This window comes from Sphingopyxis sp. JAI128 (assembly GCF_014207235.1).
Taxonomy (GTDB): domain Bacteria; phylum Pseudomonadota; class Alphaproteobacteria; order Sphingomonadales; family Sphingomonadaceae; genus Sphingopyxis.
Genome location: NZ_JACHDA010000005.1, coordinates 192,117 through 215,244, shown reverse-complemented (window position 1 = coordinate 215,244; position 23,128 = coordinate 192,117). Strand labels below are relative to the sequence as shown.

The following is a 23,128-nucleotide window of genomic DNA, read 5'->3' as shown; positions in this document are numbered from 1 at the left end:
AATAGATCATTGTCAACTAAATCACTTGGCATATTCTTGCTGTGCGAAGCTAGGAGGGAAAGGAACTACCATGAGCGCAGTCAACGAAGGCACAAAGGACGGCTCCGAAGAACTACCGCGCGCCATCCGGTCGGTGCTGGAAGCACTCAACAAGCTGAAGTTCGGCGCGATCCAGCTGACCGTGCATGAAGGGCGTCTGGTGCAGGTCGATGTGACCGAGCGGCATCGCTACCCCAACTGATTCAACAGCTCCCAAAGAGGGATGTCCCTCATCCTGCCGCAGACCGGACCACCGGATGTGGTGATTTCTTATGCAGCAGGAAATGACCCATGACCGCGAAATATCCATCCGCCCGCCGCCGTATGCAGGCCGATTCGCTGACGCTATCCCTTTTGCTCGCGCTTGCCGTGACCCCGGCAATGGCCGAAGAAAGTGCCGCAGACGGCACCTCGACTGGCACAGACGATGCCATGGCACAGGCCGAAGGCGGCAGCTATGGCGGCGAAATCATCGTCACCGCCCGCCGCCGACAGGAAACCGCACAGGATGTCCCTATCGCTATCTCGGTGGTTGCGGGCGAGCAGATCGACAATACGGGCAGTTTCAATGTCGGCCGCCTGACGCAGTTGACGCCGACCCTCCAATTCTATTCGTCAAACCCGCGCAACACCGCGGTCAACGTGCGCGGTATCGGGGCGCCGTTCGGCCTGACCAACGACGGCATCGAGCAAGGCGTCGGCATATATATCGACGACGTTTATTATTCGCGCGTCGCCTCTTCGACCTTCGACTTCCTGGATGTCGCACAGATCGAAGTGCTGCGCGGGCCGCAGGGGACGCTCTATGGCAAGAACACGACGGCGGGCGCGATCAACATCGCCACCAACCAGCCCACCTTCGATTTCGAGGGCAAGGCAGAGGTCAGCGTCGGCAATTTCAATTTCAAGCAGGCCAAGGCCGCGATCTCGGGCCCGCTGTCGGACAGGCTTGCGGCGCGTATCGCCATGTCGTCGACCAGCCGTCGCGGTACCATCTTCAATGTTGCGACCGACCGCTGGACCCAAAGCCAGGACAATATCGGCATCCGGGGACAATTGCTGTGGCAGCCGAACGACGATCTCGGCATTACCCTGTCGGGCGACTGGAATAAGCAGGATGCGGTGTGCTGCAGCTCGGTTTTCGTCCGTACCGGCGCGACGCAACGCCCGTTGAACCGCCAATATGCCGCGCTCGCCGCGGCGCAGGGCTATGTCGTGCCCAGCACAAACTCCTATGACCGCGTGACCGACCTCGACGCGAACCTCAACGCCGGGAACGAGATCGGCGGCGCGGCGCTGCGCCTTAAATGGGATATTGGCCCTGGCACGCTGACCTCGGTCACCGCATGGCGTTACTGGGATTGGCAGCCCGAGAACGACCGCGATTTCACCGGGCTGCCGATCGTCACCAAGTCGCAGAACCCGTCGCAGCAGGACCAATATACGCAGGAACTGCGCTACAACTGCACGGGCGACCGCTTCGATTTCGTCCTCGGCGGTTTCTATTATTACCAGCGCATCGACACGCAGGGCACCGAAGCGCATGGTCCGGCATCGAGCCGCTGGACGCTCAATCCGGCAAGCGCACTCGCCAACGATCCTGCGGTGCTCGACGGCCTGACCGCTATCAACACCCAATATCTCAAGAACACGAGTGCCGCGCTCTTCGGGCAGGTCAGCTGGAAGGTCACCGACCAGTTCACGATCCAGCCGGGCGTCCGCCTGAATTATGACAAGAAGGACGGTTTCTATCAGCGCCGAGTCTTTGCCGGCGACGGCACCCCGATCCTGTTCGGTCCGACCGATGCGATCACTGTCGCGCGGCTGGGCGTCTTTGCCCCGCAGGAAATTTCGCCATCGTTCAGCGACTGGAATTTCAGCTATGATTTGACGGCGACGTACAAGGCGACGCCCGACCTGCTATTCTATGCGACCTATGCCAAGACCTTCAAATCGGGCGGGATCAACCAGAATGGCGTTCCGAGCAATGCCGCGAATAACCCGATCCTGGATGCGGCGACGGTGAAGCCGGAATCGGTGAATCATTATGAGGCGGGCGTGAAGGCCGAATTCTTCGATCGGAAGGCGACATTGAACGTCACGGCTTTTCGCACCGACATCAAAAACTATCAGGCCAATGTGAACAACGGCCAGTTCGGTGTGCTGCGCGGTTATCTGGCGAATGCGGACAAGGTTCGCACGCAAGGTGTCGAGTTCGACGTCTCGGCGCGGCCGAGCGAACGGTTCCGGTCCTATGTCAACGGCGCCTATACCGATGCCAAATACAAGCGTTTCGTCGATGCGCCGTGCCCGCCCGAGCTTTCCGGCGGGACGACGGCGGGCGCGGGGCAGGCGCCTAGCGCGCCGGGGACAGCGGGCGGCATCAGTCCGGCGAACTGCGACATCTCGGGCCAGCGCCTGCCGGGCGTGTCGAAATGGGCTTTCTCCTTCGGAGCGGAGGCGAATGCCGAATCCGACCTTTTCGGACAGCAGGGGCAATATTATTTGGGATATGACGGCAGTTACCGGTCGAGTTTCTCGTCGAACCCGTCGCCGTCCGCCTACACCTGGATCCAGGGCTATTCGCTTTCGAACTTCCGCGCCGGTTTCCGGACCGAGAATGGCATCGACATATTTGGCTGGGTCCGCAACCCGTTCGACAAGAATTATCTCGAACAGTTGAGCGTCGGGCCGGGCAACACCGGTTTGATTGTCGGCTTGCCGGGCGATCCGCGGACGTGGGGCGGGACGATCAAAGCCAGCTTCTGACCCCCATCGTGCATGTTCGAATGAAAAGGGGCGGCCCGCAGGCCGCCCCTTTCTCATACAGCCTGAATTCAGCGCTGTTGCGGGTTCTGGCGGTCCTGATCGGGACGCTGGCTGCCGGGCTGGCGGTTCTGGCCGCCCTGCTGCTGTTGCTGGCGGCGCTCTTCTTCGTCGCGGTCCGCCTGCGGTTTCTTCTCATTCTGCTGGTTGGGATCGTTAGCCACTTTCCATCTCCTTTTTGCCGCGGACATTCATCGATGCGGCGTCCGATCAACCCTTTGAACGGGTTCGATGTTCCGGTTTTCGGCCGCCTTTCGCCAAGGCGTGGCAGTTCCGCGATGGACGCGGTGGAGGGCGCCTGGCGGCCGGGTCTATGATCGGGCCACTCAATCACTGAATTCACCTTATTCGTTTAGGTCGATCGGGATGGGCGGCCTATCGTCCGCAGGTCAGAACGAAGGGATGACGGCATCGACTCGCGCCATGCCTGCATGACAAGCCATTCAGCGGCCCTGGTCGCTCGCTCGTCATGTGCGGGTCATGCTGCCGCGCCAGCATATATCCCAGCCATAAAAGGAGAGACTGCATGAACGACCAGACCCCCATCGATGCCGCGGGCGGCTGTCCTGTCCACCAGCCCGGCGGCGTTCGCGCGCTGCTCGGCCGGACCAACAAGGACTGGTGGCCCGAAATGCTGGCAACCGAGATCCTCAACCCCAACGGCTCCTCGAACCCGCTCGGCGATGATTTCGACTATGCGAAGGCGTTCAAGTCGCTCGACTATCAGGCGCTGAAGAACGACCTGACCGCGCTGATGACCGACAGCCAGCCCTGGTGGCCGGCCGACTATGGCCATTACGGCCCCTTCTTCATCCGCATGGCGTGGCACGCCGCGGGCACTTATCGCACCGCCGACGGCCGCGGCGGCGCCAACAGCGGGCAACAGCGTTTCGCGCCGCTCGACAGCTGGCCCGACAACGGTAACCTCGACAAGGCGCGCCGCCTGCTGTGGCCGATCAAGCAGAAATACGGCAACAAGATCAGCTGGGCCGACCTGTTCATCCTGACTGGCAATGTTGCGATCGAAAGCATGGGCGGGCCGGTGTTCGGCTTCGGCGGCGGCCGCGCCGATGTGTTCGAGCCCGAGCGCGACATCTATTGGGGCTCGGAAGACAAATGGGTCAACCAGGGCGTGCAGACGCGCATCGCCCCCGAGCACGGCATGCACGAGCTGGAAGGTCCGCTCGCCGCGATCCAGATGGGCCTTATCTACGTCAATCCCGAAGGGCCGCAGGGCAATCCGCACGACGACGCGGGCATGGCGCGCGACATGAAGGAAACCTTTGCGCGCATGGCGATGAACGCCGAGGAAACCGTCGCACTGACCGCGGGCGGCCACACCTTCGGCAAGGCGCACGGCAATGGCGACGCCTCGCTGCTCGGCAATGCGCCCGCGGGCGGCGACCTTGCCGCGCAGGGCTTCGGCTGGGTCAGCAGCCACGAAAGCGGCGGCATCGGCGAGCATACGGTGACCAGCGGCATCGAGGGCGCTTGGACCAACACCCCCAGGGAATGGACCGAGAATTATTTCCGCCTGCTGTTCGACTATGAATATGAGCTGGTGAAGTCGCCCGCCGGCGCGAACCAGTGGCAGCCGATCAACCAGAAAGAGGAGGATATGGCACCGGCGGCGTGGGATCCGACCATCAAGGTCCCGACGATGATGACCACCGCCGACATGGCGCTGAAGCGCGACCCCGAGTTTCGCGCGATCAGCGAGCGGTTCCGCGCCGACCACGAAGCGTTCAAGGACGCCTTTGCGCGCGCCTGGTTCAAGCTGACGCACCGCGACATGGGGCCCAAGATCCGCTACCTCGGCCCCGAAGTCCCTGCCGAAGACCTGATCTGGCAGGATCCGATCCCGGCGGGTTCGATGCCGTCGGATGCCGACGTCAACGCGGTGAAGGACAAGATCGCGGCGTCGGGCCTGACGGTCAGTCAGCTGATCAAAACGGCCTGGGCGTCGGCGAGCACCTTCCGCAAATCGGACTTTCGCGGCGGTGCCAACGGCGCACGCGTGCGCCTCGCGCCGCAGAAGGACTGGGAGGTCAATGAGCCCGCGATGCTTGCCAAGGTTCTGGATACGCTCGACGGGCTGCGCGGTTCGATGTCGATGGCCGATGCCATCATACTCGGCGGCGTCGTGGGTCTTGAAAAGGCGATCAAGGACGCGGGGTTCAGCGTCGCGGTGCCCTTCACCGGCGGCCGCGGCGACGCGTCGCAGGAGCAGACCGACGTCGAGAGCTTCGAGGTGATGGAGCCCGAAGCCGACGCCTTCCGCAACTATGTCGGCAAGAAGAAGCTCGCGGTGAAGATCGAGGAGATGATGCTGGATCGCGCTTCGCTGCTCGGCCTGTCGGTGCCCGAAATGACGGTTCTGGTCGGCGGCCTCCGCGTCCTCGGCGCCAACCATGGCGAGCGCGGGCACGGTCACTTCACCAAGCGGTCGGGGCAGCTGACGAACGACTTTTTCGTCAACCTGCTCGACATGACCAATGTGTGGAAGGCGGTCGAGGGAGCGGACGATCAGGAATATGTCGCGACCGACCGCAAGAGTAGCGGCGAGACCTGGCGCGCGACGCGGGCCGACCTGATCTTCGGTTCCAATTCGGAACTGCGCGCGGTGGCCGAAGTCTATGCGCAGTCCGACAATGGCGAAAAATTCGTGCGCGACTTCGTCAAGGCGTGGACCAAGGTGATGAACGCCGATCGTTTCGACCTCGCCTGATCCGGCGCCCCGGCCCCGCATCATACCGCGGGGCCGGGGCGGCCAAAGGACGACGGGTCGCGATCCGCCCCCGGGGACATGGGCCTGGGGGCGGGTCTTTTTTGCCTAAAGCCACAAAAGCCTCGCATGCGCGCGTTCAAACTGTGTCCTTTGTGGCCTTAAGCGGTGTGGCATCTTCGCGCAGCGCCGAACGGACAATGTCCATGTCGGGGCCGCCCGAGACATCGACAGCGCCGCCTTTCAGCACGCGCACGATGGTGACGCCGTTGATCGCGCGGTCCATTGCGATGCTGAATTGGTACGTGCGTCCCATCGAAATCGCGCGGTCCCATGCAGCGGCGAAACTCGCCGCGCCGGGCCGGTCGCGAAGGCGGTAGGCCGAACGCCGCCCCATGCCGACGGCCTTTGTCGCCCGTCCGACCGAACCCATCGCTTCGAGTGCGCGGATGAAATTGGCCTGTGTGTCGGGCGTCCAGCCGTCGGCGCGGTGGCGCTGCCCGGGGACGGGGGTGAAAGCGAGGCAGGTGCCGGCGAGGAGGGGGGCGGGTAGGGTGCTGTGTTCCATCTGTCAGTATGGAGCATGGCTGGATAATGTAGGAAAGGGTTTTCGAACGCCGGTTTTGGATGGATTCCAGATGTTCGTCATCGCGGACTTGATCCGGGATCCATCGCAGCCGAAGTCATGGACCCCGGATCAAGTCCGGGGTGGCGACGAAGCATATCCTCCCTGTCGCGTAGCGATGGGGGAGTCGCAAAGGGCGCGTAGCGCCAGCGGGACTGCCGCCCAGCGGTGGTGGAGGGGGCCGCGACGGTCGCGTCAATGCCCCTCCGTCAGCGCGGCGCGCTGGTCAGCTTCCGGTCGATTCCGACTTCCCGATTTCTCCGCCGGCCTAGCTCCCCTGACGCCGCGCCATGAAGGCCAGCTTTTCGAAGAGCATCACGTCCTGCTCATTCTTGAGCAAGGCGCCGTGGAGCGGCGGGATCGCCTTGCCGACGTCGCGGTTCTGCAGCACTTCGAGCGGCATATCCTCGTTGAGCAGCAGTTTCAGCCAGTCGATCAGTTCGCTCGTCGACGGCTTTTTCTTGAGCCCGGGAACCTCGCGCACTTCGTAGAAGATATCCATGGCGCGGCTCACCAGCGTCTTCTGGATGCCGGGGAAGTGGACCTCTACGATCTCGGCCATCGTGTCGCGGTCGGGGAATTTGATATAGTGAAAAAAGCAGCGACGCAGGAAGGCGTCGGGCAATTCCTTTTCATTGTTCGATGTGATGACGACGATCGGGCGTTCCCTTGCCGTGATCGTCTCGTCGGTCTCATAGACATGGAAGGCCATGCGATCGAGTTCCTGGAGCAGATCGTTCGGGAATTCGATATCGGCCTTGTCGATCTCGTCGATCAGCAGCACGGGGAGCTTGGGCGAGGTGAACGCCTCCCACAATTTGCCCTTGCGGATATAGTTGCGAATATCGTGGACGCGTTCCTCGCCGAGCTGTCCGTCGCGCAGGCGCGCCACCGCATCATATTCGTAGAGCCCTTGCTGCGCCTTGGTCGTCGATTTGATGTTCCAGGTGATCAGCGGCGCGTCGAAGGCCTTGGCGATTTCCTCGGCCAGCACGGTCTTGCCGGTGCCGGGTTCGCCCTTCACGAGCAGCGGGCGGCGCAGCAAGGTCGCGGCATTGACCGCGACCTTCAGGTCGTCGGTGGCGATATAGGCGCTGGTACCTTCGAAACGCATGCGGCGCAGCCTTTCCCTTAACGTGAACGTCAAGCGGGCATAGCGGCGGCTGGAGAGCGGTGCAAGCGGACTCCGGTTCGCGCGGCTCGCGGGAGCGCCGCGCGCTGCGGATCAGGGGTGGACGCGGCTCGCGGCGCGAACCGACAGCAGATCCCACAAGCCGCTGTGCTGGGCGATCAGCTGCTGCGCGCCGAACACCATCGCGCGCTCGACGGCGGGGTTGCCGCCGGCCACGGTCCCGGCGAGCCGCGCGGTGTCGCGCAGGTCGGGCAAGGTGCACGTCGGCGGGGCAATGTCGAGCCGCTGGGCGCTGATATCGAGCAGGACGCGGATCGTGCGCCAGTCGAGCGTCAGCGCGATTGCGGCGCCGACGGCGCAGCCATGGCGATCGGATTCGGCGAGCATGTCGATCGCCTTGCGCTGCGCGGCGACGGCGGCTTCGCATTGGGCCTGACCCTGCGTGCTCGGTACCGGGCCGACCGCCGAGGCGATTTTCGAAAGGAAGGCGCGTTCGACGACGAAGGCGTCGGCTGCTTCGTCCATCCATTGCCGCGAGGCCGGATCGACCGCCTTGCGCGCGGCATTGTCGATCACGCCCGGATGGCGACCGTGAAGCAGGCAGAGGAAATGCACCGCGTCGGCGAGGTTGCGCATCGCTTCGGGGCCGGTCGACAGCGCGCCCGAGCGAACATGCGGATGCGCGCCGGTGCCATCGCCGGCGACCAGCGAATCGAGCATCTCGGCGACGTCGCGGGTCGGCAGCTGGGGCTGTGTCGATGGGCTCAACGCTCGATCCTCGCTGTGGCGGAGGCGCTCGCGCCCAAGCCAATGGAATGTCAGCGATCGGTCATAAACCGACGTCGTAAACGTCGCGTTTATAAGCAGTGGGTCGATCCATATTTTTCCTGTTCCAGTCAGGGACACATGGCTGGAAGGCAAGGGGGCCGGCAAGCACCGGGGAGAGCTTGCCGGCCCCGTCTATGGCGCCTGGGCGCCATCGGAGCGGAGAGGCCAGACGGGGAGAGGGATGCCCGGCCGGTACCGCTCAAGCTGCGAGCGCGAGTTCCTCGGCCCTTTCGGCCTTCGGCGCGTCGGCGGCGACCGCATTCTGCGCGGGCTGCGCCGAAGCTGCCGTCTTTGCTGGGAAGATCAGCCGCGACGCGAGGACGACGAGACCGAGTGCGAAATAGGCCATGAAGGTCTGCACCGGGAAGAAGAAGAGCGGTGCGATGAAGGCGAGGCGAAGCCACAGGGGATTGAAGCCAAAATCCTGGCCAACGGCCTCGCAAATTCCGAAAAACGTGTCGCGGCGGCGGAAGAGGTTGGTGGTTTCGTTGTCCATTTTTTGTCTTTCCCTTTGGCTGCGGGCTTCGCCCCGCGTCGATGCCCAATGCATCGCAAAGGCCGTGCCAGTTTCAGCAATCCCCGAAAATCCGAGCTTTATGGGGTCGGTTGCGCCGAACCATCTGCTCTGGATCGTGAATCCATTCCCATTGATTAGGAATGTTCGCCATTTGATGGGTGCCGCGTGAACCGTTGATGAAGCGCGCCGCTTCGCTCGACGACGGCTATCTGGCGTTGAAATACGAAGATTTAAAGAGGATCGGGCAGAATATTTGTGCGCCGCAGCATTGGAGAATGGCGGCCCATCGGGCTAGGCGCGTCGTCGATGGGTGTCTCGACTTCGCTCGACACGAATGTCCGGAATCCACCCCGCAACCGATGAAAAAGGGCGGCCCGTTGGCCGGACCGCCCTTGATATCTTCGCTCTCGATCCGTGCTTATTGGTCGAGGAACGACCGCATCTTGCGCGACCGCGACGGGTGTTTCAGCTTGCGGAGCGCCTTCGCCTCGATCTGGCGGATACGTTCGCGCGTCACGCTGAACTGCTGGCCGACTTCTTCGAGCGTATGGTCGGTGTTCATCCCGATGCCAAAGCGCATGCGAAGCACGCGTTCCTCGCGCGGGGTCAGCGACGCCAATACGCGGGTCACCGTTTCCTTGAGGTTCGACTGCACCGCGGCATCGACCGGGATGACGGCATTCTTGTCCTCGATGAAATCGCCGAGATGGCTGTCTTCCTCGTCGCCGATCGGCGTTTCGAGGCTGATCGGCTCCTTGGCGATCTTCATCACCTTGCGGACCTTTTCGAGCGGCATCGACAGGCGCTCGGCCATTTCCTCGGGCGTCGGCTCGCGGCCGCTTTCGTGGAGGAACTGGCGGCTGCACCGCACCAGCTTGTTGATCGTTTCGATCATATGGACCGGGATGCGGATCGTGCGCGCCTGGTCGGCGATCGAGCGGGTGATCGCCTGCCGGATCCACCAGGTCGCATAGGTGCTGAACTTGTAGCCGCGGCGATATTCGAACTTATCGACCGCCTTCATCAGGCCGATATTGCCTTCCTGGATGAGGTCGAGAAATTGCAGGCCGCGATTGGTGTATTTCTTGGCGATCGAGATGACGAGGCGTAGGTTCGCCTCGACCATTTCCTTCTTGGCGATACGCGCTTCGCGTTCGCCCTTCTGCACCATGTTCACGACGCGGCGGAATTCGACGAGGCTCATGCCCGCCGCCTGCGCGATTTCGCTGATCTCGATACGGATGCGGTCGACCGCGCCGGCTTCATTCTCGGCGAAAGCGGCCCATTTCTTGTCGAGCCCGGAGACCTGATCGAGCCAATTCTCTTCGAGTTCGCGCCCGACATAATTGTCGAGGAACGACTTGCGCGGCACCTTGTGGCGCTCGGCTAGCCGCAGCATCTGACCGCCCAGCGCGGTCAGGCGGCGATTGTAGCTGTAGAGCTGGTCGACCAGATATTCGATCTTGGTGCCGTGAAACTGCACGCTCTCGACCTGCGCGGTGAGCTCCTCGCGCAGCTTGTGGTACTTCTTTTCCGAGGCCGCGGGGAATTCCTCGCCGCCCGAAAGCGATTCGAGGCGCGCCTCCTGCAGCTTCGAGAAGGCTTTGAAGCTCTTGGTGATGTTTGCGAATTTTTCGAGCGCGTCGGGTTTCAGAAGCTCTTCCATCGCGGCGAGGCTGAGCGTGTTGTCTTCCTCATCCTCCTCGAAGTTCTCGCGCTTGCCCGACGATCCTTCGCCATCCTCGTCGTCGCCGTCGGCCGCGGGCTCTTCTTCGACCTCGTCCTCGTCCTTGAACGAGACACCGGCGGTCTTTTCGCTGATTTCGCCGTCATCCTCGGCGCCTTCTTCGTCGAGGTTCTCGGGCGCCGGGTCCTTCGAGAGCATCGCCTCGAGATCGACGATCTCGCGCAACTGCATGTCGCCATTGTTCAGCGCGGTCGACCAGTCGATGATCGCGTTGAAGGTCAGCGGGCTTTCGCAAAGCCCGAGGATCATCGTGTCGCGGCCGGCCTCGATGCGTTTCGCGATCGCGATTTCGCCTTCGCGGGACAGCAGCTCGACCGCGCCCATTTCGCGCAGGTACATGCGAACGGGATCGTCGGTGCGATCGACCGTTTCCTTCTTTTTCTCGATTGCGGGGTTCGACACCGAGCCCGTGCCCGCCGAAACATCGACTTCGTCGTCGCTTTCCTGCTCGGCCTCTTCCTGCACATCTTCGTCGCTTTCGACGATGTTGATGCCCATGTCGGAGATTGCCGACATGATATCCTCGATCTGCTCGGACGACATCTCATCCTGCGGCAGCGCCGCATTCAGCTCGTCATAGGTCAGATATCCGCGCTTCTTGCCGCGCGCGATCAGCTTTTTGACGTCGGCCTCGTTCAGGTCGATCAGCGGGGCGTCGGTGTCGGTTTCGGCGGCGGTGTTCTTGGTGGCCATTCTTGTTCCTTGCCTTGGGGCAATTGGTGGTTTCGGTTCTAGGCGCCGCCTTCGCGCAGCGCCTGGAGCCGGTGCATCAGGTCTTCATCCATCGCCCGCAGCCGGTTCTGCTCCGCGATGGATTGGTCGTCGAGTCGGGCCCTCGCGATCTCGTCGGCTTGCAACCGGCGCATTTTCAGCTCCGCCTGCGTGTTCACGAGAGAGATGAACTCCGAAAGTTCCCTCTGCGCCCGATTATGATCGATGGCCTCATTCTTTTTCGGCGAGCGATTGAATGAGAAGTGCATTCCATCGGCTCGGAGCAATGTCGTCGCCCTATTATACACTTTCATTGGCTCCAATATGGCAAGCAACCCCTCGCAATCAAGCCCTTCCTGCCGCATCGCGATGTCAAGCATCGCGTCGAGCAATTCGGCGTCGGCGGGATCGCCGATCGACAGGCGCGCCAGTTCCTCGTCGTGGCGCCGGATAACCGCCGGATAGCGCAGCAACCCGCCGATGAGCGCGGCGATCAGCGGCGCCGCGATCCCGGCCTGCCCGATGAAACGCGTTTCATCCGCCGGAGGTTGCAATCGCGGATCGGGGACGAAGCGGCGGCCCCCTCCGCCGAAACCGCCCCGCGCGGCGCCTGGCGTCCACGGCTGGCGCGGCCCGCGTTCGGGGCGCGCCCGCGCGAAGAGCGCGTCGAGCCGTTCGCGGAACGCCTCGCGATAATGGTGCCGCACGTCGGCATCCTCGATCGCATCGGCGTGCGCGAGCAGGCGGGTCTTGAGCGCGGCGCGTTCCTCGGGCGTCGCGAGCGGCCCGGCGGCGACCTCGTGCGCCCACAGCCGCTCGACCAACGGCTGCGCTTCGCCCAGGATTTCGGCGAAGCCCGCCGCGCCGCGCGCGCGAACGATATCGTCGGGGTCCTGCCCGGCGGGCATTGTCGCGAAGGCGAGGCTGAAGCCGGGGCGGAGCAGGGGCAGCGCGCGCATTGCGGCGCGCATCGCAGCCTTCTGTCCCGCGCTGTCGCCGTCGAAGCAGAGCACGGGCACGGGGACCATCCGCCAGATCATGCCGAGCTGGTTTTCGGTGAGCGCGGTGCCGAGCGGCGCGACCACGTCGGCGATCCCCGCTTCGGCGAGCGCGATGACGTCCATATAGCCTTCGACGACAATGATCCGGTTCGTCTGCCGTGACGCGGGGCTCGCCTTGTCGAGATTATAGAGCGTGCGCCCCTTGTCGAAGAGCGGTGTGTCGGGCGAGTTCAGATATTTGGGCTCGCCGTCGCCCAAGATGCGCCCGCCGAACGCGATGACGCGCCCGCGCGCGTCGCGGATCGGGATCATCAACCGTCCGCGGAAGCGGTCGTAGGGCTCCTTGTCCGAGCCATATTCCTTTGGCGCGATCAGCATCCCCGCCTCGACGAGCATCGCGGTCGGGAATTTCTTGAGCGCGTCTTTCAGCGCGCTGCGGCTCTCGGGCGCGAGGCCAAAGCCAAAGGCCTTGCGCGTCGCATCCGAAATCCCGCGCTTCGCCAGGTATTCGCGCGCCGGGGCGCCGTTGCTGCTGTCCAGTTGCTGCGTGAACCAGTCGGCCGCGCCCTGCACGACATCGCGCAGGCTCGCCGCCTCCTCGGCCTTTTTGGCGGCGCGCGGATCGGCGGCGGGAACCTCCATCCCGGCCTCGGCGGCCAGTTCCTTGACCGCATCCATGAACGACAGCCCGCGCTGGTCGGTCATCCAGCGGATCGCATCGCCATGCGCCGAGCAGCCGAAACAGTGGTAGAAGCCCTTTTCGTCGTTGATCGTGAAGCTCGGCGTCTTTTCGTTATGGAAAGGACAGCACGCCTTATATTCGCGCCCGGCGCGGGTGATTTTCACCGTGCGCCCGATGAGGGTCGACAGCGTGATGCGCGAGCGCAGTTCGTCCAGCCATTGCGGGGTGAGGGTCATGAGTTCCCCTCCCGCTCGCGGGAGGGGCTAGGCGAGGGCATGTCCGCAAGAGCGCGCTCGATCTCGCTCACGACCCCAGCGATCCGTTCCAGCACATCATTGTTCCAGAACCGGATCACTCGATATCCCTGTGCTTCCCAATAGGCTGTGCGCGATTGGTCTTTTTCTACATCAACCGCATGTTGCCCGCCATCGACTTCGATGACGAGCCTGGCTGATCGCGAGACGAAATCGCAGATGAACGGGCCGATGGGAAATTGGCGATTGAAACGAACGCCACTGACTTTGCGGGCGCTCAATTGCGCCCACAAAGCCCGTTCGGCGGGCGTAGCATTCAGACGTAGTTCGCGGGAACGCGCAGTCGGTCGTTTGTAGCCTTTATCCAACAGGCCCTCCCCCGACCCCTCCCGCAAGCGGGAGGGGAGAATATGCGCTCGCGGCTACCTTGTTCCCCTCCCGCTTGCGGGAGGGGTCGGGGGAGGGCTTGTTTCAAATCAGCCCAACGCCGCCTTCACCCACCCGCTCGCTTCGCTCATATCAAGCTGGCTCCCCAGCCGGTCCTTCACCGCCGCCATCACCTTGCCCATATCCTTCAGACTCGTCGCGCCGAGTTCGTCGACGATTGCCTTGATCGCCGCCATCGCTTCGTCGTCCGAAAGCTGCGCGGGCAGGAAATCCTCGATCACCGCGACCTCGGCCGCCTCGATGTCGGCCAGCTCCTGCCGCCCGCCCTGTTCGTACATGGTGATCGATTCGCGGCGCTGCTTGACCATTTTCTGCAAAACGTCGGTGACCAGCACATCGTCGTCGGCCGGCGCGGTGCCGGTGCGAAGTTCGATATCCTTGTCCTTGATCTTCGCCAGCATCAGCCGGATGGTGCCCAAACGCGCCTTGTCGCCCGCTTTCATCGCGGCGACCTGCGCAGCCTTGATGTCATCGCGAATCATGCGTGTCCTCTTGCGCTGCAAATTTCGGAAAGGCCCTCTCTAGCGAGAAGTTTCCTAATCCGATAGCTTGTGAATCATTTTTTTGCCGCCTACTTGGTCGGCCGTTTAGCCCCCCCGTCCGGAGCATGTTGAATGGCACCTGCCAACCCCTCTGCCGCGCCTGAAATCGCGCCCAAAAGCCAGCCTTCGGGTGCCACCGGCGTCCTCGTCCTTGCCGATGGCACAATCCTGTGGGGCGTCGGTTATGGCGCGAGCGGCGCCGCGGTAGGCGAGATTTGTTTCAATACGTCGATGACGGGCTATCAGGAGATACTGACCGACCCGAGCTATGCGGGGCAGGTCGTCACCTTCACCTTCCCGCATATCGGCAATGTCGGCGCGAACCCCGAAGATATGGAACGCGGCGTCCATGGCGCGCTCGGCGCGATCACGCGCGAGCTGCCGACGCAGCCGAGCAACTTCCGTAGCGTCCAGACTTTGCCCGAGTGGATGATCGAGCAGGGCGTCATCGGGCTTGCGGGCATCGACACGCGCGCGCTGACGCGCCGCATCCGCGATGCGGGCGCGCCGAACGGCGTGATTGCGCACAGCCCCGACGGCAAGTTCGATATCGACGAACTGCTCGCCAAAGCGCGCGGCTGGGCGGGGCTCGAGGGCATGGATCTTGCGAAGGCGGTCAGCCGCACCGACACCGGCGACTGGACCGGCGGCGCGTGGACGCTGGGGCATGGCTATGCGACCGAGGACGGCGGCGAGCGGCCCCATGTCGTCGCGATCGATTATGGCGCGAAGGACAATATCTTCCGCAACCTCGTCAAGGCCGGCGCGCGCGTCACCGTGGTGCCCGCGACCGCGAGCCTCGACGAAGTGCTGGGGCATCAGCCCGCGGGCGTGTTCCTGTCGAACGGCCCCGGCGACCCCGCGGCGACGGGCGAATATGCGGTGCCGGTGATCCAGGGATTGCTTGAGCGCGACGTGCCGATCTTCGGCATCTGTCTCGGCCACCAGATGCTCGGCATCGCGGCGGGGGCGCGGACGGTGAAGATGCACCAGGGCCACCGCGGCGCGAACCATCCCGTGCAGCGCGCCGAAGACGGCGTGGTCGAAATCACGAGCATGAACCACGGCTTCGCGGTCGACGCCGCGACGCTCCCCGTCGGCGTAGTCGAAACGCACAAGAGCCTGTTCGACGGATCGAACTGCGGCATCGCGATCACCGGCAAGAACGCCTTCAGCGTGCAATATCACCCCGAGGCGAGCCCGGGGCCGCAGGACAGCTTCTATCTGTTCGAGAAGTTTGTGGGTGGGCTAAAATGATCGCAACAATCGGCTATAGTTATCTTGCGCTGGCGGTGGCGGGGCAGGCTGCCTTGAGCGATCCGGCCTCTCCTCCATCGACGCTCGTTTTCGAGTTCCCTGACGGCGTTCGGGGAGGATATGGCAATATCCAAGGAACGGGGTCGCGGCCTGATTTTGCAGGTCCCCACTTTCTGCTGGAACAAATCCGAAAATGTGGCGCAACCGATGCAAGATACTCGGATGTGGAGATTTCGCATCGTCGGCTAATTCTGGCTTCGAGCACAGCACGCGATCCTGAAATCGTTTCATGCGTGAAGCGCTCCGTCCCATCCCATTTTTCTGTGTTCACAGCGCCGAAGGACTCTCCGCGAAAATGATCCCCCCTTCCGAGAGTTCTAGTCCTCGCTTCTAAATGCCTGCCGATAAGGTCCAATAATGCCCAAAAGAACCGACATCCAATCCATCCTCGTCATCGGCGCCGGCCCGATCGTAATCGGTCAGGCGTGCGAGTTCGACTATTCGGGGACGCAGGCGATCAAGGCGCTCAAGGAGGAGGGCTATCGCATCGTCCTCGTCAACTCCAACCCCGCGACGATCATGACCGATCCCGAGCTGGCCGACGCCACCTATGTGGAGCCGATCACGCCCGAGATCGTCGCGAAGATCATCGCGAAGGAGCGCCCCGACGCGGTGCTGCCGACGATGGGCGGGCAGACCGCGCTCAACACCGCGCTGGCGCTGTTCAACGACGGGACGCTCGAGAAATATGGCGTCGAGATGATCGGCGCCGATGCCGAGGCGATCGACAAGGCCGAGGACCGGATCAAGTTCCGCGACGCGATGGACAAGATCGGCCTCGAAAGTGCGCGATCGGGCATTGCGCACACGCTCGACGAGGCGTTCGCGGTGCTCGAACGTACAGGGCTGCCGTCGATCATCCGCCCCAGCTTTACCATGGGCGGCACCGGCGGCGGTATCGCGTATAACCGCGAGGAGTTCGAGCATATCGTCCGCGGCGGCCTGATCGCATCGCCCACTACCGAGGTCCTGATCGAGGAATCGCTCCTCGGCTGGAAAGAATATGAGATGGAGGTGGTGCGCGACCGCAAGGACAATTGCATCATCATCTGTTCGATCGAAAATGTCGATCCGATGGGCGTGCATACCGGCGACAGCATCACCGTCGCGCCGGCGCTGACGCTGACCGACAAGGAATATCAGATCATGCGCAACGCGAGCATCGCGGTGCTGCGCGAGATCGGGGTCGAAACCGGCGGGTCGAACGTCCAGTTTGCGGTCAATCCCAAGGACGGCCGTCTGATCGTGATCGAAATGAACCCGCGCGTGTCGCGCTCGTCGGCGCTCGCGTCGAAGGCGACGGGCTTCCCGATCGCCAAGGTCGCGGCGAAGCTGGCGGTCGGCTACACGCTCGACGAGATCATGAACGACATCACCGGGGTGACGCCGGCGTCGTTCGAGCCGACGATCGATTATGTCGTGACCAAAATCCCGCGCTTCGCCTTCGAGAAGTTCAAGGGCGCAGAGGCGACGCTGTCGACCGCGATGAAATCGGTCGGCGAGGTGATGGCGATCGGGCGGACGATCCACGAGAGCCTGCAAAAGGCGCTGCGCGGGCTGGAGACCGGGCTTTCGGGCTTCAACTTCGTCGAGCGGCTGAAGGGCGCGACGCACGACCAGCTCCGCAACGAGCTGGCACAGCGCACCCCCGACCGGCTGCTCAACACCGCGCAGGCGATCCGCGAGGGGCTGCCGCTCGCCGAGATTAACCGCGTCGCGGGCTATGACATGTGGTTCCTCGAACGCATCGCCGAGATCGTCGAAGCCGAACAGGAAGTTTGCAAGAACGGCCTGCCGCGCGACGCCGAGGGGCTGCGCAAATTGAAGGCGATGGGCTTCTCCGACAAACGCCTTGCCTATCTTGCGCTCCAGTCGGCGAACCTCCAGCCCGGCACGCGTCATGCGACCGCGCACGGCAGCGGTTTGATTCACGAGGCGGTCAAGGCGATGACCGGCGGCGTGACCGAGGCCGAAGTGCGCGCGCTGCGCCACAAGCTCGGCGTGCGTCCGGTGTTCAAGACCATCGACACCTGCGCGGCGGAGTTCCAGGCGCAGACGCCCTATCTCTATTCGACCTACGAGGCCCCGACCTTTGGCGAGCCCGAGAATGAGGCGAACCCGTCCGACCGCAAGAAGGTCGTCATTCTCGGCGGCGGTCCGAACCGGATCGGGCAGGGGATCGAGTTCGACTATTGTTGCTGCCACGCCTGCTTCGCATTGGAAGAGGCGGGCTATGAAACGATCATGGTCAACTGCAACCCGGAAACGGTGTCGACCGATTATGACACGTCGGACCGCCTCTATTTCGAGCCGTTGACCGCCGAGGATGTGCTGGAGATCCTGCACGTCGAAATGTCGAAGGGCGAGCTGGTCGGCGTGATCGTGCAGTTCGGCGGGCAGACGCCGCTCAAGCTGGCGCAGGCCCTGGCCGAGGCGGGTATCCCGATCCTCGGCACCTCCCCCGACGCGATCGACCTGGCCGAAGACCGCGAGCGTTTCGCGGCGCTCGTCAACAAACTCGGCCTCAAGCAGCCCGAAAACGGCATCGCGCGCAGCCGCGAGGAAGCCGTCGCGGTCGCGGCGCGCATCGGTTACCCGGTGCTGACGCGCCCCTCCTACGTCCTCGGCGGCCGCGCGATGGAAATCGTCGACGATCAGGCGCAGCTCGAAAATTATATCGAGACCGCGGTGCAGGTGTCGGGGGACTCGCCCGTCCTGATCGACCGTTATCTGCGCGACGCGATCGAGGTCGATGTCGACGCGCTGTGCGACGGGACCGATGTGGTGGTCGCAGGCGTGCTCCAGCATATCGAGGAAGCCGGGGTCCATTCGGGCGACAGCGCCTGTTCGATCCCGCCGTACAGCCTGTCGCCGGCCATCGTTGCCGAGATCGAGCGGCAGGCCGATGCGCTTGCCCGCGCGCTGGAAGTGCGCGGCCTGATGAACATCCAGTTCGCGGTGAAGGACGAAGAAGTCTATCTGATCGAGGTCAATCCCCGCGCCAGCCGCACGGTGCCCTTCGTCGCCAAGGCCGTGGGGTCGCCGATCGCCAAGATTGCGGCGCGCGTGATGGCGGGCGAGAAACTCGCCAACCTGCCCAAGATCAATCGCGACATCAAACATGTCGCGGTGAAGGAAGCGGTATTTCCCTTCGCGCGCTTCCCCGGCACCGATCCGGTGCTCAGCCCCGAGATGAAATCCACCGGCGAAGTGATGGGGATCGACCGCGATTTCAACCTCGCCTTCGCGAAGGCGCAGCTGGGGGCGGGTGACCGCCTGCCGACCGAGGGCCGCGTCTTCGTGTCGGTCAAGGACAGCGACAAGCCGCGTGTTGTCGCATCGGTCAAGCAGCTTGCCGCCTGGGGGTGGCAGGTGATCGCGACCGGCGGCACCGCCGACTATCTGGTGGCGCAGGGCATCGACGTCGAACGCGTCAACAAGGTGGCCGAGGGCCGCCCGCATATCGTCGACCGGATCAAGGATGGCGACATCCAGCTGATCTTCAACACCACCGAAGGGTGGCAATCGCTGCAGGATTCGCAATCGATCCGCGCCTCCGCGCTTGGAGCCGATATCGCTTATTATACCACCGCGGCGGCCAGCGATGCGGCGACGCAAGCGATCGGGGCGCTTCGCGCGCACTCTCTTGAAGTAAAGCCGCTTCAGGACTATTATTGAAGGCACCGCTCCACCCCCCGACATTGACGGAACAGCGGCGCAGCCGCCCGGCGAAGTTTCGCTGGCGCTGGATTATTGACGAAGGACAACAGGATAATGGCAAGCGTTGAAAAGGTGCCGATGCTGGCAGAAGGCTATGAGAAGCTGAACGCGCAACTCGCAACCCTCAAAGCCGAGCGACCGCTGATCGTCGATGCGATCGAGGAAGCGCGTGCGCATGGTGACCTTAGCGAAAATGCCGAATATCATGCCGCCAAGGAACGCCAGGGCCAGGTCGAAGCGACGATCGGCGACCTCGAGGACAAGCTTTCGCGCGCGCAGGTCATCGACCCGACGACACTGTCGGGCGACCGCATCGTGTTCGGGGCGACCGTGACGCTCGCCGACGAGGACGACAAGCCGGTGAAATACCAGATCGTCGGGCAGGCCGAGGCCGATGCCAAGGACGGCAGGATCAGCTATAACTCGCCGCTCGGCCGCGCGCTGATCGGTCGCCGCGTCGACGACGAGGTCGAAGTCACCGTGCCGTCGGGCGACAAATATTATCTGGTCACCAAGATCGAATTCATCTGACCGGCATCGGGTCAGGAACCGGACGATGAAGCCGCAGGACGCGCCGCTGGTCACGGGCTATGCTCTCGCCTGCGTCGTGCTGTTCATCCTCCTGTCGATCACCGGATTCCAGGTCGAGGCGATCGTGCGCGCGGGCTTCGTTCCCGCGCGTGTCGGACAGGACCTGATCCTGCCACCCGGCGCAATGGTCCCTTTCCTGCTGACCCCCCTGTCGTCGGCCTTCCTGCACGGCGGGGTGATGCACATCGCCTTCAACATGGTCGTCCTGCTCTTTGTCGGCCGCCAGTTGGAGGCGCCGCTGGGCGCGAAGGCGATGGCTGTGCTGTTGCTCGCCGGCGCCTATGGCGGCGCGCTCGCCCAATATCTCGCCGATCCAGCCTCGGCGGTGTCGATGATCGGCGCGAGCGGCGCGATCTCGGCGCTGATCGCTGTTTTTGCGCTGATCTTCAGCCGCTCGCGTGCTCCCGCTATCGGACCGATCCCCGGCCATTGGGTGCGCGCGCTGTGGCTCGCTGCGGCGTGGATCGGGCTCCAACTGCTGCTCGGCTTTGCGGGCGGAGGCGGCTTCGGGGCGGTGGCGATCTGGGCGCATGTCGGCGGTTTCCTCGCCGGCCTCTTCCTCGCGCGCCCGCTGCTCCGCTGGCGGTTCGGTGCGCGGTAAGGGCCCGGCCTGAAGACGCGTCCGCATGGGGGTGGAGCGGACGGTGCCGTCATCGTCAGTCGCGGGCTGGGTCGGGCGTCGTCACTCCAAAGGTCAGGAAAGGTCAGCCTTGTGCAGACGCCGATTGGTCGCACTCGGCGGACATGCCGCGCCCGGTTCGTGCGCGCGTCCATAACCGGCAAACGGGTGTTTTTGCCGATATAGAGACGGAGTCGGGACAAAGGCTGGCACAGCCGGATAATGTAGGAAAGGCCTTTTTGCAGGCGTCGGCTTTGGGGTGGATTCCAGACATTCGTCATCCCGGACTTGATCCGGGATTCACAGCAGCGCTGGCGACAACGCCTATCTGCAGGCCGACGCGAGCGAGGTCGTGCCGCGCGTCGGCGGGATCGTCACCGCGATGCTGGTCAAGGACAATCGGGCGATCAGGGCAGGCGATCCGCTCGCGCGCATCGACGTGCGCGAGGCTCGCCTCGCTTGGCGCCGAGCAGGGTCGCGCCTGCTGTCGGTGGTGCCGGCGAAGTCGATCTATGTCGTTGCCAATTCCAAGGAAACGCAGACGCGGGCGCTGCGCCCGGGACAGCGGGCCGACGTCTATGTCGACGCGCTCGGCGACACGCTGCGCGGCTCGGTCGAAAGCCTCGCGCCGGGATCGGGAAGCAAATTCACCCTGCTGCCGTTCGAGCCCGGATCGGACAATTTCACCAAGATCGTTCAGCGCGTCGGGGTACGGATACGGCTCGATGCGGGGCAGGCGGCACTCGCGGAACTGCGCCCCGGCCTGTCGGTGACGGCAAAGGTCCGGCTGCGCAGCTGATCGCGCCACAATCGCGCTTCGCAGCACTTGATGTTAACAGCGTCAATTTTTGCTTGACCCCGTTCGTGTTCGCGATCAATGTTTACGTCGATAACATTGAGTCGGAAAGGAGCTGCGGATGAAAACCTTGCTCTATGCCATCGGACCGATGCTGTTCGATTCGCTCGGCGTGCTCGTTTTCGCGGTGCTGCTCGTTGCCGGGGCAGGGATCGTCCCAGCGACGATCGCGGGCACCGTAGTGGCGCTCGGCGTCGTCGGTTACGAGCTTGCACGCGGCAAGAAGGTCGCGGCACTGCAATGGATCAGCCTTGCCTCGGTGCTCTTTACAGCCGCAGCGACGCTGTTCACCGGCGACCCGCGCTTCGTGATGGCGAAGCCGACGATCGTCTATCTGATCGTCGGCAGCGTGATGCTGCGCAAGGGGTGGCTCAATCGATATATCCCGCCCGAACAGCTCGCGATCGTCGGCGACGTCATGGACCGCTTCGGGATGATCTGGGCGGCGCTGATGTTCGCGAGCGCGGCGCTGAACCTCGTGATTGCGCTGTTCTTCACCGCATGGTGGCCGCTGTTCGTCGGCATCTTTCCGCTCGCGTCGAAATTCGGCCTGTTCGCGATCCACCTCGCGGTCGTGCATGTCATCACGCGGGCGCGACTGCGCCGCCGCGCGGGCGGCACGCTGCAACCGTTCGCAGCGGAGTGATTACTCGGCGTCGAGTCCGTACGCGGTGTGGAGGACGCGCACCGCGAGTTCGGTCTCGTCCTCGTCGATCAGCACGCTGACCTTGATCTCGCTGGTCGAGATCGCCTGGATGTTGATGCCGCGATCGGCCAGCGCGCGGAACATCGTGCTCGCGACCCCCGCGTGGCTCTTCATACCGACCCCGACGACGCTGACCTTCGCGACCTTGTCGTCGCTGATGATGCGGTTGAAGCCGATCTTGTCCTTCGCGCCTTCGAGCAGGTCGATCGAGCGGAGCAGGTCGGTGCCCGGCACGGTGAAGGTCACGTCGGTCTCGCCCTTTTCGCGGCCGACATTCTGGATGATCATATCGACGTTGATCCCCGCCGCGGCGAGCGGACCGAAGATGTTGGCGACCGCGCCCGGCTTGTCGGGCACGCGCGTGACGATGATCTTCGCTTCATTCTTGTCGTGGGCGATGCCGGTGATCAGCTGCCGTTCCATCTGATGTTCCTCTATTTCCTCGTCGCTGACGATCATCGTGCCTTTGGCGGGCGCCTCGTCGCCCTCGACGAAGCTTGAGAGCACTTGCACGCGCACGCCCATCTTCATCGCCAGCCCGACCGAGCGCGTCTGGAGCACCTTGGCCCCGACGCTCGCGAGTTCGAGCATTTCCTCATAGGTGACATAGTCGAGCTTGCGCGCGCGCGCGACGATGCGCGGGTCGGTGGTGTAGACGCCGTCGACGTCGGTGTAGATGTCGCAGCGGTCGGCTTTCACCGCCGCCGCCACGGCAACCGCGCTGGTGTCCGAGCCGCCACGGCCGAGCGTCGCGACGCGGCCATCGTCCATCATGCCCTGAAAGCCGGGGATGACCGCGACCTCGCCGTGTCCCATCGCGGCGGTCAGCGCGCCGGTGTCGATGTCGAGGATGCGCGCGCGGGCATGTGCCTCCTCGGTACGGATCGGGAGCTGCCAGCCGAGCCAGCTGCGCGCGGGGACGCCCATCGCCTGCAGGGTGAGGGCAAGAAGGCCCGAGGTGACCTGTTCGCCCGCAGCGACGACGACGTCATATTCGGCGGGGTCGTAGCGCGGGTTCGCCTCGCGGCAGAAGTTCACGAGCCGGTCGGTTTCTCCCGCCATCGCGGAGACGACGACCGCGACTTCGTTGCCCTGTGCCACTTCGCGCGCGACGAGTTTCGCCACGGTGCGAATCCGCTCGGTGCCCGCCATCGACGTGCCCCCGAATTTCATCACGATCCGCGCCATGTCGCCCCGCTTTCCCGATCTGGTTTCCGCCGCAACTTTTCCAAGCATTTCCGCG

General features: G+C 63.8%; 19 protein-coding genes. 9 read left to right on the top strand and 10 right to left on the bottom strand.

All coding sequences use genetic code 11. The features are described 5' to 3' along the window. Positions 1-70: 70 nt before the first annotated feature. Together HDC35_RS13850 and HDC35_RS13845 are read left to right on the top strand one after the other, a co-directional pair. On the top strand, positions 71-241 hold the full coding sequence (locus HDC35_RS13850; protein WP_184647762.1) for a DUF2292 domain-containing protein: 171 nt from the start codon (positions 71-73) through the stop codon (positions 239-241). Between the two features lie 122 nt (positions 242-363). Then, positions 364-2,808 (top strand): TonB-dependent receptor, encoded by a 2,445-nt coding sequence (locus HDC35_RS13845; RefSeq protein ID WP_184648033.1) that lies wholly within the window; start codon positions 364-366, stop codon positions 2,806-2,808. 68 nt (positions 2,809-2,876) lie between these two features. Here the strand turns inward: HDC35_RS13845 and HDC35_RS13840 are convergent, their stop codons facing one another. After that, positions 2,877-3,029 (bottom strand): hypothetical protein, encoded by a 153-nt coding sequence (locus tag HDC35_RS13840; protein WP_184647760.1) that lies wholly within the window; start codon positions 3,027-3,029, stop codon positions 2,877-2,879. A 362-nt stretch (positions 3,030-3,391) separates the two neighbouring features. Here HDC35_RS13840 and katG point away from each other — a divergent pair, with 362 nt between their 5' ends. Continuing rightward, positions 3,392-5,593: a catalase/peroxidase HPI gene (katG, locus tag HDC35_RS13835; protein ID WP_184647758.1), complete on the top strand. Its 2,202-nt coding sequence runs from the start codon at positions 3,392-3,394 to the stop codon at positions 5,591-5,593. Positions 5,594-5,729: 136 nt separating this feature from the next. On the opposite strand, the gene HDC35_RS13830 is transcribed toward katG, so the two are convergent. From HDC35_RS13830 to HDC35_RS13795, 8 genes are all read right to left on the bottom strand, one after another. Next, on the bottom strand, positions 5,730-6,158 hold the full coding sequence (locus HDC35_RS13830; RefSeq protein WP_260397734.1) for a hypothetical protein: 429 nt from the start codon (positions 6,156-6,158) through the stop codon (positions 5,730-5,732). Between the two features lie 325 nt (positions 6,159-6,483). After that, positions 6,484-7,329, bottom strand: coding sequence for a MoxR family ATPase (locus HDC35_RS13825; protein ID WP_184647756.1), 846 nt, complete (start codon positions 7,327-7,329; stop codon positions 6,484-6,486). Positions 7,330-7,440: 111 nt separating this feature from the next. Further along, positions 7,441-8,115, bottom strand: a complete 675-nt coding sequence (locus tag HDC35_RS13820) for a DUF6975 family protein (protein WP_260397733.1) — start codon at positions 8,113-8,115, stop codon at positions 7,441-7,443. Between the two features lie 259 nt (positions 8,116-8,374). Then, positions 8,375-8,671: a PspC domain-containing protein gene (locus HDC35_RS13815; RefSeq protein ID WP_184647754.1), complete on the bottom strand. Its 297-nt coding sequence runs from the start codon at positions 8,669-8,671 to the stop codon at positions 8,375-8,377. Between the two features lie 439 nt (positions 8,672-9,110). Then, complete coding sequence (gene rpoD, locus HDC35_RS13810; RefSeq protein WP_184647752.1) at positions 9,111-11,132, bottom strand: RNA polymerase sigma factor RpoD; 2,022 nt, start codon at positions 11,130-11,132, stop codon at positions 9,111-9,113. Between the two features lie 38 nt (positions 11,133-11,170). Continuing rightward, on the bottom strand, positions 11,171-13,069 hold the full coding sequence (dnaG, locus tag HDC35_RS13805; RefSeq protein ID WP_184647750.1) for a DNA primase: 1,899 nt from the start codon (positions 13,067-13,069) through the stop codon (positions 11,171-11,173). After that, positions 13,066-13,455, bottom strand: a complete 390-nt coding sequence (locus HDC35_RS13800; RefSeq protein ID WP_184647748.1) for an endonuclease domain-containing protein — start codon at positions 13,453-13,455, stop codon at positions 13,066-13,068. The genes dnaG and HDC35_RS13800 overlap by 4 nt, the downstream gene beginning before the upstream one ends. Positions 13,456-13,563: 108 nt before the next feature. Then, positions 13,564-14,016: a GatB/YqeY domain-containing protein gene (locus HDC35_RS13795; RefSeq protein WP_184647746.1), complete on the bottom strand. Its 453-nt coding sequence runs from the start codon at positions 14,014-14,016 to the stop codon at positions 13,564-13,566. 132 nt (positions 14,017-14,148) lie between these two features. Here HDC35_RS13795 and carA point away from each other — a divergent pair, with 132 nt between their 5' ends. From carA to HDC35_RS13765, 6 genes are all read left to right on the top strand, one after another. Beyond that, positions 14,149-15,333 carry a glutamine-hydrolyzing carbamoyl-phosphate synthase small subunit gene (gene carA / locus HDC35_RS13790; protein WP_184647744.1) on the top strand — a complete coding sequence of 395 codons (1,185 nt, stop codon included), beginning with the start codon at positions 14,149-14,151 and terminating at the stop codon, positions 15,331-15,333. Between the two features lie 417 nt (positions 15,334-15,750). Then, on the top strand, positions 15,751-19,071 hold the full coding sequence (carB, locus tag HDC35_RS13785; protein ID WP_184647742.1) for a carbamoyl-phosphate synthase large subunit: 3,321 nt from the start codon (positions 15,751-15,753) through the stop codon (positions 19,069-19,071). A 96-nt stretch (positions 19,072-19,167) separates the two neighbouring features. Continuing rightward, positions 19,168-19,644: a transcription elongation factor GreA gene (gene greA, locus HDC35_RS13780; protein WP_184647740.1), complete on the top strand. Its 477-nt coding sequence runs from the start codon at positions 19,168-19,170 to the stop codon at positions 19,642-19,644. Positions 19,645-19,669: 25 nt separating this feature from the next. Next, positions 19,670-20,305: a rhomboid family intramembrane serine protease gene (locus tag HDC35_RS13775; protein WP_184647738.1), complete on the top strand. Its 636-nt coding sequence runs from the start codon at positions 19,670-19,672 to the stop codon at positions 20,303-20,305. A gap of 370 nt (positions 20,306-20,675) precedes the next feature. After that, positions 20,676-21,122 (top strand): HlyD family efflux transporter periplasmic adaptor subunit, encoded by a 447-nt coding sequence (locus tag HDC35_RS13770; RefSeq protein WP_221438257.1) that lies wholly within the window; start codon positions 20,676-20,678, stop codon positions 21,120-21,122. A gap of 118 nt (positions 21,123-21,240) precedes the next feature. Further along, positions 21,241-21,825, top strand: a complete 585-nt coding sequence (locus HDC35_RS13765) for an inner membrane-spanning protein YciB (RefSeq protein WP_184647736.1) — start codon at positions 21,241-21,243, stop codon at positions 21,823-21,825. On the opposite strand, the gene HDC35_RS13760 is transcribed toward HDC35_RS13765, so the two are convergent. Continuing rightward, a complete protein-coding gene (locus HDC35_RS13760; RefSeq protein ID WP_184647734.1) occupies positions 21,826-23,073 on the bottom strand; it encodes an aspartate kinase in 1,248 nt (415 codons plus the stop codon). Between the last annotated feature and the right edge of the window lie 55 nt (positions 23,074-23,128).